The organism is Microcystis flos-aquae FACHB-1344, from assembly GCF_014698375.1.
Classification (GTDB): domain Bacteria; phylum Cyanobacteriota; class Cyanobacteriia; order Cyanobacteriales; family Microcystaceae; genus Microcystis; species Microcystis aeruginosa.
The window spans coordinates 1-13,750 of record NZ_JACJSW010000153.1; the positions used below are offsets into that span (position 1 = coordinate 1).

General features: G+C 41.4%; 14 protein-coding genes. 7 read left to right on the plus strand and 7 right to left on the minus strand.

Annotation, left to right across the window (positions count from 1 at the left end; translation table 11 throughout):
- Positions 1-85: 85 nt before the first annotated feature.
- The 5 genes from H6G48_RS26885 to H6G48_RS14215 form a co-directional block, all read right to left on the minus strand.
- Positions 86-220, minus strand: coding sequence for a hypothetical protein (locus H6G48_RS26885; RefSeq protein ID WP_277925615.1), 135 nt, complete (start codon positions 218-220; stop codon positions 86-88).
- Between the two features lie 293 nt (positions 221-513).
- On the minus strand, positions 514-1,524 hold the full coding sequence (locus tag H6G48_RS14205) for a hypothetical protein (protein WP_190722254.1): 1,011 nt from the start codon (positions 1,522-1,524) through the stop codon (positions 514-516).
- A 36-nt stretch (positions 1,525-1,560) separates the two neighbouring features.
- Entirely contained in the window at positions 1,561-3,234 is a 1,674-nt protein-coding gene (locus tag H6G48_RS14210; RefSeq protein WP_242034650.1) for a DUF4127 family protein, read from the minus strand.
- A 97-nt stretch (positions 3,235-3,331) separates the two neighbouring features.
- Entirely contained in the window at positions 3,332-3,469 is a 138-nt protein-coding gene (locus H6G48_RS27505) for a glycoside hydrolase family protein (protein ID WP_423202545.1), read from the minus strand.
- A gap of 101 nt (positions 3,470-3,570) precedes the next feature.
- On the minus strand, positions 3,571-4,680 hold the full coding sequence (locus tag H6G48_RS14215) for a DUF2235 domain-containing protein (RefSeq protein WP_190722256.1): 1,110 nt from the start codon (positions 4,678-4,680) through the stop codon (positions 3,571-3,573).
- Positions 4,681-5,200: 520 nt separating this feature from the next.
- Here H6G48_RS14215 and H6G48_RS14220 point away from each other — a divergent pair.
- Positions 5,201-5,941: a hypothetical protein gene (locus tag H6G48_RS14220; protein WP_061431638.1), complete on the plus strand. Its 741-nt coding sequence runs from the start codon at positions 5,201-5,203 to the stop codon at positions 5,939-5,941.
- Between the two features lie 96 nt (positions 5,942-6,037).
- Here H6G48_RS14220 and cysK read toward each other — a convergent pair whose 3' ends face one another.
- Positions 6,038-6,997, minus strand: coding sequence for a cysteine synthase A (gene cysK, locus H6G48_RS14225; protein ID WP_012268194.1), 960 nt, complete (start codon positions 6,995-6,997; stop codon positions 6,038-6,040).
- A gap of 287 nt (positions 6,998-7,284) precedes the next feature.
- On the opposite strand from cysK, the gene H6G48_RS14230 reads away from it, so the two are divergent.
- From H6G48_RS14230 to H6G48_RS14245, 5 genes are all read left to right on the plus strand, one after another.
- Positions 7,285-7,980: a hypothetical protein gene (locus H6G48_RS14230; protein ID WP_190722257.1), complete on the plus strand. Its 696-nt coding sequence runs from the start codon at positions 7,285-7,287 to the stop codon at positions 7,978-7,980.
- Complete coding sequence (locus H6G48_RS14235) at positions 7,977-8,342, plus strand: hypothetical protein (protein WP_190722258.1); 366 nt, start codon at positions 7,977-7,979, stop codon at positions 8,340-8,342. The genes H6G48_RS14230 and H6G48_RS14235 overlap by 4 nt, the downstream gene beginning before the upstream one ends.
- Positions 8,343-8,357: 15 nt before the next feature.
- Positions 8,358-8,888 carry an HNH endonuclease gene (locus tag H6G48_RS14240; RefSeq protein WP_190722259.1) on the plus strand — a complete coding sequence of 177 codons (531 nt, stop codon included), beginning with the start codon at positions 8,358-8,360 and terminating at the stop codon, positions 8,886-8,888.
- Between the two features lie 500 nt (positions 8,889-9,388).
- A complete protein-coding gene (locus tag H6G48_RS26890) occupies positions 9,389-9,511 on the plus strand; it encodes a hypothetical protein (RefSeq protein ID WP_002737208.1) in 123 nt (40 codons plus the stop codon).
- A gap of 24 nt (positions 9,512-9,535) precedes the next feature.
- Positions 9,536-11,176, plus strand: a complete 1,641-nt coding sequence (locus H6G48_RS14245; protein WP_190722260.1) for an MBL fold metallo-hydrolase — start codon at positions 9,536-9,538, stop codon at positions 11,174-11,176.
- A gap of 121 nt (positions 11,177-11,297) precedes the next feature.
- Here H6G48_RS14245 and H6G48_RS14250 read toward each other — a convergent pair whose 3' ends face one another.
- On the minus strand, positions 11,298-12,524 hold the full coding sequence (locus H6G48_RS14250) for a molybdopterin molybdotransferase MoeA (RefSeq protein WP_190722261.1): 1,227 nt from the start codon (positions 12,522-12,524) through the stop codon (positions 11,298-11,300).
- Positions 12,525-12,539: 15 nt separating this feature from the next.
- Here H6G48_RS14250 and H6G48_RS14255 point away from each other — a divergent pair, with 15 nt between their 5' ends.
- Positions 12,540-13,421: a glutaminase gene (locus H6G48_RS14255; RefSeq protein WP_190722262.1), complete on the plus strand. Its 882-nt coding sequence runs from the start codon at positions 12,540-12,542 to the stop codon at positions 13,419-13,421.
- The last annotated feature ends 329 nt before the right edge of the window (positions 13,422-13,750 follow it).

Sequence of the window (13,750 nt, forward strand, 5' to 3'; positions counted from 1 at the left end):
CCTGTTTGTGCTTTAAGTCGTTCCCTGTATGGATTTCAGCTACTTTTGAGCTTAGGTACTCTCATCGAATTTTATTTTAAGTTAATTATTTGCATAACAATTCCCGAAGAGCCATATTCTTCCACCAAGACGTATTCGGATAACCGGCATTTTTCAGATCATCTAAGCCAATATTGTCTGGGTGATAAGCATTAGGCGCACCATCGGCATCAATACTCATTTTTGATTGATAGAAAAAAGCGGTTTGTCCTGAAATTTGCCAAACAGAATGACCGCCAATTTCAAAGAGTTTCGTTCTTGGTTCACAGCTTATGGAAGAAGCTTCAATTTCTAAAGTAATTTTTTCACTGGCAACAGAATGATTATCTTGATCAAATCCTCTCGCTTCAATTTGACGTTTGCCGTTGTCAGTAAAACGATAAGAGACTGACCAATTGCCATTAGAAACTGAGCTATTACCGAAGTGCCACTTACTTTAAACGGTCGGCCCATGGGCATTGTTAGAATACGGAACTAAAGATTCGACAGATTGAAACCACGATTTAAAGGATAAATACCCGGTGGCAACCAAAATCCTTCTGTGTAGCCATTCTCCCATTGTATATAAACATGATCGAAGAAATCGAGGTTTTCAGCATGAAGGTCTTTAATTTGCCATTTAGGCCCGTTTATTCCGGTTTCGTGTTTGCCCTGTTGATCATCCCAAAGATTCTCTGGGTTAGGAAACTCGGTACGTTTTTCTCCATCTTTGGTAATGAAATAAATGTGATACGATTGATCCTGATTATTTCGAGGCGCTCTTGCTCCAATTGCCCCACGAGGTGCTAGGTAATCTTCTTTCAAAAAGTAGAGAAATCCCAGACGACGCAGTTTTTTCTCAACGCCTGTAACTTGAACATTATCAATTAAACAGGGGTCTTGGAAAAGTGCTTTGACGGTGGCTAATCCTAACTTTTCAGCCAGATATTTCATCACACAGGAGACGGAATAAGCACAGGGTGCAAGATGAATACCGTATTGATCTTTGTTTTGTTCAACTAATTTCTCTAGTTTGTTTCGACCTTCCTCCGTTGCTTCCATAAAGGTTGTTTTGGACTGGAGGATGGGTAGGATTCCTTGTTCAAATAACCGGCATCCTTCTTCCTGACTTAACTTGTGATCTGTCGGCAGAGACTGGGTGTGTTCGAGTTTTTTAAAGTCATCTAAAACTAAACCCTCATAAATAGTTTTAGTATAATCTGAGGGAGCTGCCACATGAATCAGAATGCTGGTTTCTTCTTTATTTTGATTGGTTTGAGTGTGAGCGATAGCGGTAATTTTGCGATCACCAGGATTCGTGAATCCTGAATAAGTAATCGACCAAGAACCGTCTGCTTTAACCTGATTATTGCCTAGGGAATATTTGTCATCTGCTGTGAGTTCTACAGTGACTATTCCAGAATTTACTTTGCCTGTAAAAGTAACAGGTTTTAGACATTCAAAGCGAGCATGATTGGTAGGATTGATAATTTGTAGGGAAGTCATGGTATTTCTCCTATGGGATTGTTGAAAAATTTACTGTTAGACGAATTGATCGCCCAATGAAGGATTAAAAGCGATCGCTTCCAGATCAGTACGATAGATACCAACTTTATGAATTTCCTCTGGTAATCTTGGCCAGATGTGGACTTCACTCTCAAAAGTGCGCCAAAATTGCGGGGTAATTCGGAAGACTCGGTGATTAACAAGGGGAAGTTGCGTAAAATGTTCCTGCATTCTGGCATTAACGCGCCGATTTAAGACCTCAAAGACTTTTTTGACCGTAGCAGGATTATCATATCCGTCGTAATGATTGAAAGTTATTCCTGTTTGATTTTGTAGCTGATTACAGAAGCTTTTAGGTTCTTCGAGTCGTTGAACTTCTTTATAGCCATTAGCAAAAACATCATGAGCAATGGCTTCTAAATAAAGTTGTCTTTGAGCGGCGGGATTTTTAGCGTAGAAAAGAATTTTTGCCACCGCCAAAGTTGAGCCAACACAATTGCCAAATGTTCCCCAACTACCGAAGGCCAATAAATCATCGTAAGGTAACACAGAAGTGGCATTCCAAGCCCCATTAAAAAGTCGGCCATCAATGATGACTAATTTAGCGCGCTGCTCGGAAGAATAGTCCTTATATTGAGCCAGAAATTGCTCGTCTAACTGGGCTTGTTCCTGGTCGTCTTTCTGATAATCATCAATACTACCATTTCGACGACGAGTTAAAATAGCTACCTCAAAATCCCAGTCAGTTTCTGATTCTTCTAACCCAACTGCTGGTAATTTTTCAGTCACAAGTTCTCTGGGTGGTCGTCTCCCGTCGTACCACATTTCAGTCTCCTTATTAGAGATGCGGACACGCACTTTAGTTTTAGGAAGAGTTTGAGCGATTCCCATTGCTACTAATTCATCTGCTCCCCAAGTAATTGGCTGTTTGAGAGCCGAGAGATTATACTTATCCAGAAGATTGTCTAATCTTGTTTGCATTGTTTCTCGCACATCTTTGGATGAATGTTTTTGAGAATCTCCCATCGCACAAACCACCGCTGAGATTTTTCGATTCATCGACTGTAATAGACGGATAGATTGTTCGAGTCTCCACAACTCTTTGTCGTGTCTTTTTTTTGCCCAATCTGGATAAGGAGTTGGATCCGGTTGAGGAGGACCGACACCAACAAAAGATTGGACGATGACCGCTTTTTCAAATTGAGAAATAGTGGGGAGATAATCTTCGGGATATTGTAGCAATCGTTCTGCAATAATGAACGCTGTATCCTTGACCCGAAGCAGTGTAATCATTTGTCTAACTAAAGAATCTGTTTGTCTTCTGGGACTAAGAACGTAAACAGGACAAATTCTTTCTGAACGGTTGTCTTGTCCATTAGGGGGAATCCCCACTCCATCTCCATCTTGTTCTGTTGGTCGATGATACACCTTAAATTGAGACTGCTTAATGTCTTGTAATATCTTGGCCACAGGGTCATTACTTTTAATTTCGACATGGGGCATATAAGCGAACCATTTCGTCATCTGATTAACAGGGGTTGTTAATTCTAATTCCCAGTGATTATTGTCCGCAGATTTGTAATTATTAATCTCAAGTTCATCTCCTGCTGTCAAGGAAAATTTTTGAGTAGGGTCAGTAATTTGACTGCTATCTAGGGTAGATTGTTTGATAACAGTATTGACTAGAGCTTTCAGTTTTTGAGTAGTCATCATTGATTCTCCTTTTTTGCCTGATTCTGGACAGGTTACTTTAACAACAGCAGACGGTTCACAAATAGGATATTTTCCCTTTGTCAAGTTAAGGAAGTTACAGTGAGTTGGATGCTATTGGTTTCACGGGCCGTCCATCAGGATAGCGAGTGGTTCCAATTCCAATTGTCCAAACGCCAGCCGGACACTTATAAGCGGTAAGCTTGCAACCTTCCCACTTTTTGATCAGATCAATACAGTTCTATGATACTTTCATGGCAAATCCTCCTAAATTAGGTCAGATTATGAGTGTTTATGTAAGTAAAGTGAAGGCGACATTTTTGAGGCAGCGAAGTGCTAAACAGAGACTATTTCTTTCTTTCTCAAAGCACCAAGCTCTTGCTCAAGCATCATTTGAATTTCGGGAATAGCCGGTTTATAAGGGGGATTAATATTCAGGTCTGTCCAGCGATTTTTAACACTTTCATGCAAATTGCTAACATCCCCTTCAAACTGACGAGGTGCTGTTCCCGCTACATTAAATGGCCATTTTGACGTATTATCAAAACGCGCACTACAATTGGGATGAACTCCATGTTGAATATAACTTTTATCTAAGGCCAAACCCAAGGCTTCGACTTGTTCCATCATCCATAATAAAGCTCCATCGGATAGGCCAGATTCTTCCTGAGAACCTCCACCAACGCAACCATGACCCCCCGGAAACCAAACTTGAACCACCTGTTCTTTTTGTTGTCTGATGTGGGTAGAATGGGGACGCATTAGCGTTACATCAAAGACTTTACGAATTTCATCAATGGCAACTGCATGAAACGCCTTTTCAATTGTAGGATTGATGGTCGAATCATAAAAGTGATAACGTTCGTTGAACTTTTCATCTAAATGCAGAGAATGAACGATATCGGGGATACCTAAAGAAGCAACCGTATCCCAACAGCATAGGGCCTTAATGGGAACCCGTCGTCCATACTGATTACGGAAATCAATGGCATTTTTACCGTTAGGTGCGTTATTTGGGTCTTGTTTTTCTCGGTAAATTTCGTAGGCTTTGGGGATTTGTCGGATAAATTCCCGATACAACAAACCACAATTATAAATTAACCCGGCTAAACAGCGTACAGTGTAAGCTCCCCGACTAAACCCAAAGAGATAAATTTCATCTTCAGGTTGATAGTTTAAGCACAGAAAACGATAGGCATCCTGAATCTTATGATCCATGCCAATGCCTAAAGCACCTCCAGCAATTTTAATTAAAGCATCAGTTACCTCGGTATTAGATTGTTTTGTCCCAATGCCTTCGTCATAATAGATGATTTGACGGATGGGGTTGCCCTTAGTATCATCAAGTGGCGTGATAGCTTGTGCCATTTTGACAACATTGGTAGGATAACCTTGTCCTAAATCTTGCCAAGTTCCATCACAACAAACAATAAGACGGCTTTTCATAGCGATGAACCTCCTAGGTTTCTTAAAACTCGCCAGTTTATGGAATATTTGAGGATTCTAGTGAATCATGACTCAAAATTATCGAGATTTTCCTTAAGGTAAAATTTCCGCAAGACTCAACCGAGACAAAGGACGTTTTAACTCTGTTCGGAAGTGATATAGATGAGTTAGATAGCTGGCTTGACTAGGTAAAATTAGATGCGGTACTTATACTTAACACTCTAGATTATTGATCAGAATTTACCGCCCTAAAGACGGCAAATTAATATATTTCTTTAGAGTTCTGTATATAAGTTTACAGAATATTGTTGAGCTATTTATTAATAAAAAAAGTTGAGTTTGATTGAAAACCATCTTAACACCTAAGCTCGCCAATCTGAAGTTTAGCCGATTCTCGATCGCAATTTTAGCCCACCCTAGCACTGCGCTCTTTTCCCACAAGGATTTTTACCTAGAAAAATGATCTGTCTGCCTGAGAACAGGCTATAGTGATCATCAAACCCTCAGTGAAAAACTTCCCGTGTCTTCAGTATTCCGCCTTCCTCCCTATTTTTCCCCCGCTCTGCAGCGTCGAGTCATGAAAACTCTTGCGGCAAAAAAAACCCGTCAATTCTTGACATGGGCGGCAGCTTGTGCTAGTTTTTTGATCCTCTGGGCGTGGAATTGGCAGTTAGTTTTGGCCACTTTAACCGGAGTGGGGGCGATGATTGGAGTTTACCATCTCCAAGGTCAAAACTGGCCATCGCTGTGGCTGTGGGGGCGTGCTTTTTTCAGTGCCGATAGCGGTAAGTTAACTTTAGCGGTAGTCTGTGGTGGTTTGGGCAGTTTAGCCACCTATCTCGCTGTCGCCATTTGGACCTATGCCGAAAATCGCTGGTTGGCCCTGGCCTCAATTTTGCAAGGATTTGGCACGGTTTCGACTTTAATCCTGCTAGGATGGCATTTTCTCGACCATCGCGGTCAAAATGAGTCAAAAAACTTCGATCGCTGGTTAGAAAAATTAACAGTCAATGATCCCTTAATGCGCTTAATGGCAGTCCGACGTTTAAGTGAAATGCAACTTTCCCCCAGTCGTCGAGAACAATGCCAAGAATACTTCCGTTATCTTCTCTCGCGAGAAACCGATGCACAAGTGCGATCGGCTTTACTCGATAATTGTTCCGGCAAAGAAGCAATCAAACCGCAACCTTTACAAATACCCCTACAGGTGAAAAAATCCAGCCTCAAATCAGTGAACAGTGAACTGAAAACTCACAGCTGATAACTGATAACTGAATCCTACCCCACCAAGAAGATAACTGCTATAGTTAAAGCTAAAGCCAAATGTTAACCACTAGAGGCTGAAGAAGATATTTTTTTACACCAAAGTTAACTCGCGCTCCTCGATATTTTGGAACATCAGTGTACTCAGATAACGTTCCCCGAAACTAGGCTGAATCACCACAATTAATTTACCCTCATTTTCCGGTCGTTGGGCCAGTTGAATCGCAGCGCAAAGATTGGCACCGGAAGAAATCCCCGAAAGCAACCCTTCCTCTTTTGCCAGACGACGACCAAATTGAAAAGCTTCCTCATCACTGACAGTAATTACCTCATCAATCAGATCTGTGCGTAAAACTTCTGGAATAAAACCTGCACCGATACCTTGAATTTTATGGGGACCGGGATTACCACCAGAAATCACCGGACTATTGAAAGGTTCCACCGCGACTACTTGAAAACTAGGTTTACGGGATTTAATTACTTCAGCGACTCCCGTAATCGTGCCGCCAGTACCCACACCCGCAACAATAAAATCTACCTGTCCCTCCGTATCTTGCCAAATTTCCTCAGCAGTGGTGAGACGGTGAATTTCCGGGTTAGAAGGGTTGCGAAATTGTTGCAACATATAAGCGTCGGGGATACTATCGACGATTTGTTGAGCGCGTAAAATTGCCCCTTTCATGCCTTGGGAGCCGGGGGTAAGTTCTAGGGTAGCACCGTAGGCTTTTAACATCGCCCGGCGCTCTAAACTCATCGTTTCCGGCATAGTTAAAATCAAGCGATAACCCTTAGCTGCCGCAGTCATCGCGAGGGCAATTCCCGTATTGCCAGAGGTGGGTTCCACTAAAACCGTGGTTTCTGGATTGATTAAACCCGCTTTTTCGGCGCTATTAATCATGTGAGTGCCAATGCGGTCTTTGACGGAAGCAGCGGGATTCATCCCTTCTAATTTCATCACAATTCGGCCAAGACAGCCCTCCGCTTGGGGAATCCGATTCAATTGTACTAAAGGTGTGCGGCCAACCAATTCGGTGACATCGTGAGCGATACGCATGATATTTTCTCAGTCTGGGTGATTCGTGTGCTTAGTTATAGCGGTAAGCTCTCAGCTTTAGCGTTTGAGAATTTACTCACTAGCCAAGGAGGCGCTATATAGCTCACTTATAGCAAAGGCCAGCCCTAGATCGGCAAAATTTCCATTTTCCTTTGTTTCTTCAGTCGGTCCGAGTTGATTCCCAGAAACAGGCAAAACTACCATGACCGATAAGATTGCTTTTTTCCAAAAGCTTATACTTGTACTAAAATAACTATGGATAAGTTACCAAAGTCAGAATTACGGTCATGACCATTAAATCTAATCTAGCCCTATTGAAAGAACAACACATAGAAATTCAGGGCTATTTGAGCGATAGGTTAAAAGCACGTCATCTAGAATGGATTGTAGAACATCTTGATGATCCTGTAGCGGCGGAATTGTTCCAGATTATCATACAAGAACGAAATGATAGAGCCAAAGTTAATTCAACTCAGTCCTTGCAAATATCCAGACACCAGGGCAAAATTGAACAGTTAGGAAAAAGTAATCAGAATTTATCCAACGAGAATGTTGAGCTTAAACAAGAAGTCAGTTACTGGCAAGAAAAAGTTAATGAGTTGCTACGCAAGTTAGAGCAGTTACGTCAAGATTTATTAGACTTTGATCAATCTGAGATTTATCGTTTAGGTCAATGGTTAAAGGCTAGTCTATCTAAAACTGGCCAAGAACGTCAACAGGCTTTACTGGAAAAGGAATTAGTTCATAAAGACAGTTATAATCTAGCGGTGAGCGATCTAAAAAATATTATTCAGGAACAACAGGATGGGATTACACAAATAAAAGATCGAGCCATCTCTACAGTTGAATCTCTGGAAAAAACTAATGATAAACTACGAAGACAACTGGGGGATATTAAAAAATATATTATTAATAACTATGGCGATAAAAAGTGGCAAGAAATCACTCGTTACTTTGCAGATGAACAGGAACTGAAGCAATGAATTTACTACTAGAAGAAATGAGCTATCGCCAATGGCAAAAAAGAAATAGTGAAGTATTTCATGGCCTTTCCCTAGAGCAACAAAGACAAGCGAGAAAAAAGGGCTATTATAATAGCGGCTGGGGAAAGGTTAAAAGCTCTTGGGAGCTTCTTCAGGATTTTAAAAATAATACTTATAAAGTTGTCAGTTTATTTGAGCATGAATTAAATAAAGGAAATCTCGTCAAAGCCATGGATTTAGGAATTATTGAGTCTGAAAAAGCTAAAAAAATGTCTGAAGAAGGAAAACAAGAGTTAGAAAAAATTTCTAACAATTTGCATGAAATAGCAGATAAAGCCTTGGCTAAATATCCTTTATTATGATTATTCTGTACTGCCATGACTAAAATATCAAAATCAAAGTTGTCTCAATTATATAGCTCCGATGAAATTGCAGAAATCTGGAATGCTAATCAACATCTAGCAGTTATCGAACACCCCCAAAAAGGATTAATTAGCCCGAATCAATATCGAACAATGGCCAAAGAAAAACCCTGTCCTTTTTGTGGTAAAAAGATGAAACATGGCGAAGAATTTAAAACTTCTTCTCAGTCAGAAGCTATCAAAAGGGGTTACGAATATAATAATTATCAAGGGGAAAAAGTTATTAATCAAATCAATCAGATATTTTTTCATCCCAATTATGCCACTATCGATCATATAATTAATAAGGTTCGCTGTCCCGAAAAAATGTTTGATTTTGACAATTTACAACTGGTATGCTGGCAGTGTAACCAAGCAAAAAGTGATGATAATGCCTATGAACTTCGTCAAACTTATGAGTATTTATCTAGTCTAGTCGATGAAACAGCAATTCGTTATCCTCTTCTTGAAAAGACCAATGACTTAGCCGAGTTTAACAAACTTTAATTTTAATCAACCTTAATTAACTTTATCATCTGATCAAATAGCCTTCAATTTTAATCGAACCCTCATGGTAAAATTCCACTATAATTGAATTGAGCTAATCTGAGTCAAAATCAATAAATTGTTTGCTTTTGCCTCATGTCTAATACTAAATCCAGTTATTAAAGAATGATTATTTATTCCCCCTTTTGCCTTTTGCCTATTGCCTGTCTTGATATGTAGCATATACTCAACGGATTTAGTATTATTACGTCGCCCTTGAGAAAAGGATCATTTAAAGTCAGGCTAAATTTTTATGAAATTTTCTTGACTATTATGACAAAAAATGCTAATTTTACCGACAATTATCAGTAGTTTTTGATAAAATCATCACAAATTACTGGCAAGTTTAATTATGAAAAGAGGTTGAGCGCCGATGGTCAAACCCGAAACCTAGCTGCTAACAACCGAAAAAGTTGGGTTAGTATGAGGGGAGATACCCTCTGAGGAGTTGCACTAATTATATGGACATCAAATTAATCTTGTTGGCATTGACGGCCGTATTCACCGTCTCTTGTCTCTTTTTCGGCACCCGCAACGGTTTTTACGATAGCGATAACTACGATGGCAACGGTTCCGCTCACTAACCAGTCATCATAATCAGGGTTGCCATGGTTCAACGCTCTACTGCCGTCTGGGGGTCAAAATCCCTTTTATCCTGTTTACCTTTTGGTGTCGGTCACGCGTCAGAAGGGGTTTGTCTCCTCCTGACAATCGGTCCCTATCGCCTACTTTTAGATTGCGGTTTGGCCGATATGCAACCCCTCACCCAAAACAAAAAACCACCCGTAGATCTGGTGTTCTGTAGTCATGCCCACAGCGATCACATCCGTGGGTTAATGGCTCTCCATCAGACCTATCCCCAATTGCCAGTTTATGCCAGTGAGGTGACAGTACAACTGCTGCCCCTACAATGGCCCGATTGTGCTGAGGAAATCGGCAGTTTCTGTCAGGGTTGGCCATGGCGATCGCCGATCGCTCTCTTTGATGATCTCACCGTCGAGATTTTTCCAGCTGGCCACCTCCCTGGGGCTGCCGTGGTTCTCTTCACCTACAAAACCCCCAAACGCACCTATAGGGTCCTCTATACCGGCGATTTTTCCCTGTCTAATTTTCAACTGGTGGAAGGATTATCGATCGATCTGCTGCGGGGAGTGTCCCCCGATGTGCTGATTATTGAAGGCAGTTACGGCACAGAGCGCCATCCCCACCGACGACAGCAGGAAAAACAGTTGATGAATCGCATCTATCATGCGATCGCTGAGGGGCAAAATGTCTTACTACCCGTCCCCGCTTTGGGATTGGGTCAGGAAATTTTAAAATTACTGCGGTCGCACCACCAATTCACAGGCCGCGACATTGATATCTGGGTTGGGGGCAAGATCGCTAAAGCTTGCGATGCCTACCTGGAAATTTTACCACAATTTCCCGCATCTGTGCAAAATTTTGCCAAACATCAGCCCTTATTTTGGGATGAGCGCATCTGTCCCCGGTTGCGAAGGTTGCCAGAAAAACCGACACCTCTAGGGGGAACCACTCCGATAATTTTACTAATCGATCGCCTAGAGGAGGTGAGTAAATATCTGCAAGGGGATAAACCTTGGTTAATGTTAGCTCCCCAACACCTGCACGATATCAACCTGGAGAATCCCCGATTAAAAGCGACACAGCGTTCGCAATTAATTAGCCAAGAAACCTATCTACTGGCCGAACATAGCGATAGTCGCAACACCACCCAACTGATCCATAACCTGCGACCGCAGCATATCATGTTCGTCCATGGCTCGCCCCTATATCTAGCGGATTTGACCAGTTTAGAAGAATTACAAAGCCGTTATCAACTCCATTCCCCGGCCGTGGGAACTCTGGTGGAATTGCCTATTGGCGATCGCTTTATGCAACCGACACCCCCGGCCCCCAGCCACTATGAGGGAGAATTAAATGAATCGGATTCGATCGTCACTATCACCTTACCAGAGCCGATCACCCGGGATCCCCGGTGGAGTAATTTCGCCGATACGGGACTGGTGGAAGCGCGCTGGCAAGGGGAAGAATTATTATTGCGGGGAGTCTCCCAACGGGAGTTATTAAGCGAGAGTCCCAATCGCATCACCAAAGCTTTAGAGGAGATGGATTGCTGTCGTGTCTGTGTCCACTACAAAAGTCAGCGCTGTTGGAATCCCGCTTCTCCCCTCTACGGTTTTAAAGTGGTTCCCGAAGGCTATTGTCCCGTTTTTGAGGCCAATATATAATTAGGGTCTGCGGCAAAAAGTTCCTAACCGTAATTCCCCTGCTGCTGTCCTTCGACCTGATTCTTACCGAGAAGGAGATCAAGTCAAAAAAAGAACCCTTGCCAAAATCTGAAACTGGCTCTCAAAGGGGAAGTCCAGTCATAACTTCTACTGTTTCTCCCGCTTGTATAGTAGTTTTACCCTGGGGAATTATGGCTAAAGCATTAGTACCCGCTAAATTAATTAAATTAGCCGAATTGTGTTGTCCGGGAGCAAGTTGAAATTGATAAACTCCCTCGATAATTTCTATTTTTCCCCAGAGATAAACTTCTCTTTGTCCCTTAGATTTGAGAGTATCGCGGGTGACAACTCGCAGAAATTTGTTCTGATATTCTGTCAATCCCGATAATTTTTTAATGGCCATTTGCACGAAGCGCCAACAGCAAACTAAAGCAGAGACGGGATTACCGGGGATACCAAAGTAAATACAACCGTTAGGAAAAGTAGCAAAGGTTAAGGGTTTACCCGGTTGAATAGCAACGGTGCCAATCAGAATTTTTCCCCCTAATTCCCCTAAAATTCCCTCGATATAATCGTAATCTCCTACGGAAACACCGCCGGTGGAAAGGACGATAGCACTAGAATTAATGGCTTTTCTGATAGTTTCTCTGAGAAGATCGGGATTATCTTTGATTATACCTAAAGGTCTGGGAATTGCCCCTAAACTGGCGACAAATGCGGTTAAAGCGTAGCGATTCGAGTCAATAATTTGACCTTTTTGGAGGGTTTCATCGGGATTAATTAATTCATCTCCCGTGGAGAAAATTGCCACTTGGGGACGGGAAAACACTGTTAATTCGGTAGCTTGTGCCGTGGCTAAAACCGCTATTTCTGGGGAATTAATGGCAATACCAGCTTTTAATAAGGTATTTCCCGCTCGATAGAATGTGCCGCGTTGACGCACGAAAAGACCTATTTTTTCGGGAGGGATAAGAATCGCCACTCGCTCGCCTTGTTTTTGAGTATTTTCCTGCATAATAATCGTATCACTGCCGGCGGGTAACATCGCTCCCGTAAATATTCGCGCTGTTTCTCCCGGTTGAATAATTTCTTCGGGGACTTTGCCGGCGGGAATTTCGGCGATAATCTTTAAAGTAACGGGATTTTCTGGATTAGTGTCTTTGACATCTTCGTAGCGGACAGCATAGCCATCCATAGCAGAATTATCCCAATAGGGAAAGTCTAAATCACTGCTGATATCTTCGGCTAAAATGCGCCCAAAAGCTGCCTCTAGAGAAACTTTTTCTGTTTCTTGTCGGGGTTGAATTTGAGTTAAAATTATAGATTCTGCTTCTTTGACTGAGTACATGGATTAAACAAACAAATGAACCGATTAGCTAGATTAAGGGTGGAAGATATACAAGCTTGGGTCGGGGAAGTGCATTTATCGGATAGCAAGGGTCAGACTCCCTATTATATACCGGTTTTGAACCAAGTTAATCCCGAGGTTTTCGCTCTCCAGATTCACTGTCTTGAGGGGGAGATTTTGTCTTGGGGAGATGAAACTGTAACTTTTCCTTTGATGAGTGTGATTAAACCTTTTTTGTTATTATATCTTTTGAATCATTTAGGGGAAGATGCTGTTTTTCGTCGCGTGGGAAAACAAGCTTCTAGTTATCCTTTTAATTCCTTAACTCAACTGCAAGAGGATCGCGGTTTTCCCCGTAATCCTATGATTAATAGTGGTGCGATCGCCTTGACAGACTTATTAGCAGGAGAAACACCAGAATCTCGCTGTGAAAATTTGCTTTTATGGTTAAATGAAATGGGTAATTGTCAATTATTTCTTGATCACTCTGTGCTTGATTCTGTTCACTCCTATCCTAATGCACACAATCAAGCTTTAAGCTTAGAATTAGAAAAAAATGGTTATATTAGTCATCGTTATTTAGCCCTAGAAACCTACAATCGAATCTGTTGTTTATCTGGAAAAATTGCCGATCTTGCTAATTTAGGTAAGTTAATTTTAGCTTCTTCTTTTGCCGATATAGTTCTGGAAATTATGACTAATTGTGGACTCTATGAAGCTTCCCAACAATTCGCCCTTGAGGTGGGTTTTCCCACTAAATCGGGAGTTAGTGGAGCCCTATTATCAATTGTACCGGAACAGGGAGCGATCGCTTGTTATAGTCCTCTGTTAAATAAGCAAGGTAATTCAATTTTAGGACTTAATTTACTAACACATATCAGTCATTTTGTCAAGTAAATTTAATCTAGGAAAATGACTCTTCGGTAATTGTTATGCCAATAATTAAGTTAAAAATAAAATTCGATGAGAGTGCCTACGCTCAAAAATAGCTGAAATCCATACAGGGAAAGACTTGGGACACAAACGGGTTAATACCAAAAGATAGACAATAGAGTTAAGATTTGATATAACAGCCAAAAACGAGGGTATTTTACTTATGATACTTGACAAATTTGGTTCTTCCGAACTTACCATGTAAAATCAACTAGCAAAATGCCAATTTAATAAACATCTAAGACTAAAGTTTTTAAAGTTTCTAAATCCATAGCCTCTCCTTTTAATCACCT

What these genes read in the sequence shown, in the direction of transcription:
- H6G48_RS14235 (WP_190722258.1), top strand. Translation starts at nt 7,977, where the DNA reads ATGAATTTACTACTAGAAGAAATGAGCTATCGCCAATGGCAAAAAAGA.
- cysK (WP_012268194.1), bottom strand. Translation starts at nt 6,997, where the DNA reads ATGCGTATCGCTCACGATGTCACCGAATTGGTTGGCCGCACACCTTTA.
- H6G48_RS14230 (WP_190722257.1), top strand. Translation starts at nt 7,285, where the DNA reads ATGACCATTAAATCTAATCTAGCCCTATTGAAAGAACAACACATAGAA.
- H6G48_RS14245 (WP_190722260.1), top strand. Translation starts at nt 9,536, where the DNA reads ATGGTTCAACGCTCTACTGCCGTCTGGGGGTCAAAATCCCTTTTATCC.
- H6G48_RS14210 (WP_242034650.1), bottom strand. Translation starts at nt 3,234, where the DNA reads ATGACTACTCAAAAACTGAAAGCTCTAGTCAATACTGTTATCAAACAA.
- H6G48_RS14255 (WP_190722262.1), top strand. Translation starts at nt 12,540, where the DNA reads ATGAACCGATTAGCTAGATTAAGGGTGGAAGATATACAAGCTTGGGTC.
- H6G48_RS14205 (WP_190722254.1), bottom strand. Translation starts at nt 1,524, where the DNA reads ATGACTTCCCTACAAATTATCAATCCTACCAATCATGCTCGCTTTGAA.
- H6G48_RS26890 (WP_002737208.1), top strand. Translation starts at nt 9,389, where the DNA reads ATGGACATCAAATTAATCTTGTTGGCATTGACGGCCGTATTCACCGTC.
- H6G48_RS14215 (WP_190722256.1), bottom strand. Translation starts at nt 4,680, where the DNA reads ATGAAAAGCCGTCTTATTGTTTGTTGTGATGGAACTTGGCAAGATTTA.
- H6G48_RS14250 (WP_190722261.1), bottom strand. Translation starts at nt 12,524, where the DNA reads ATGTACTCAGTCAAAGAAGCAGAATCTATAATTTTAACTCAAATTCAA.
- H6G48_RS14240 (WP_190722259.1), top strand. Translation starts at nt 8,358, where the DNA reads ATGACTAAAATATCAAAATCAAAGTTGTCTCAATTATATAGCTCCGAT.
- H6G48_RS26885 (WP_277925615.1), bottom strand. Translation starts at nt 220, where the DNA reads ATGAGTATTGATGCCGATGGTGCGCCTAATGCTTATCACCCAGACAAT.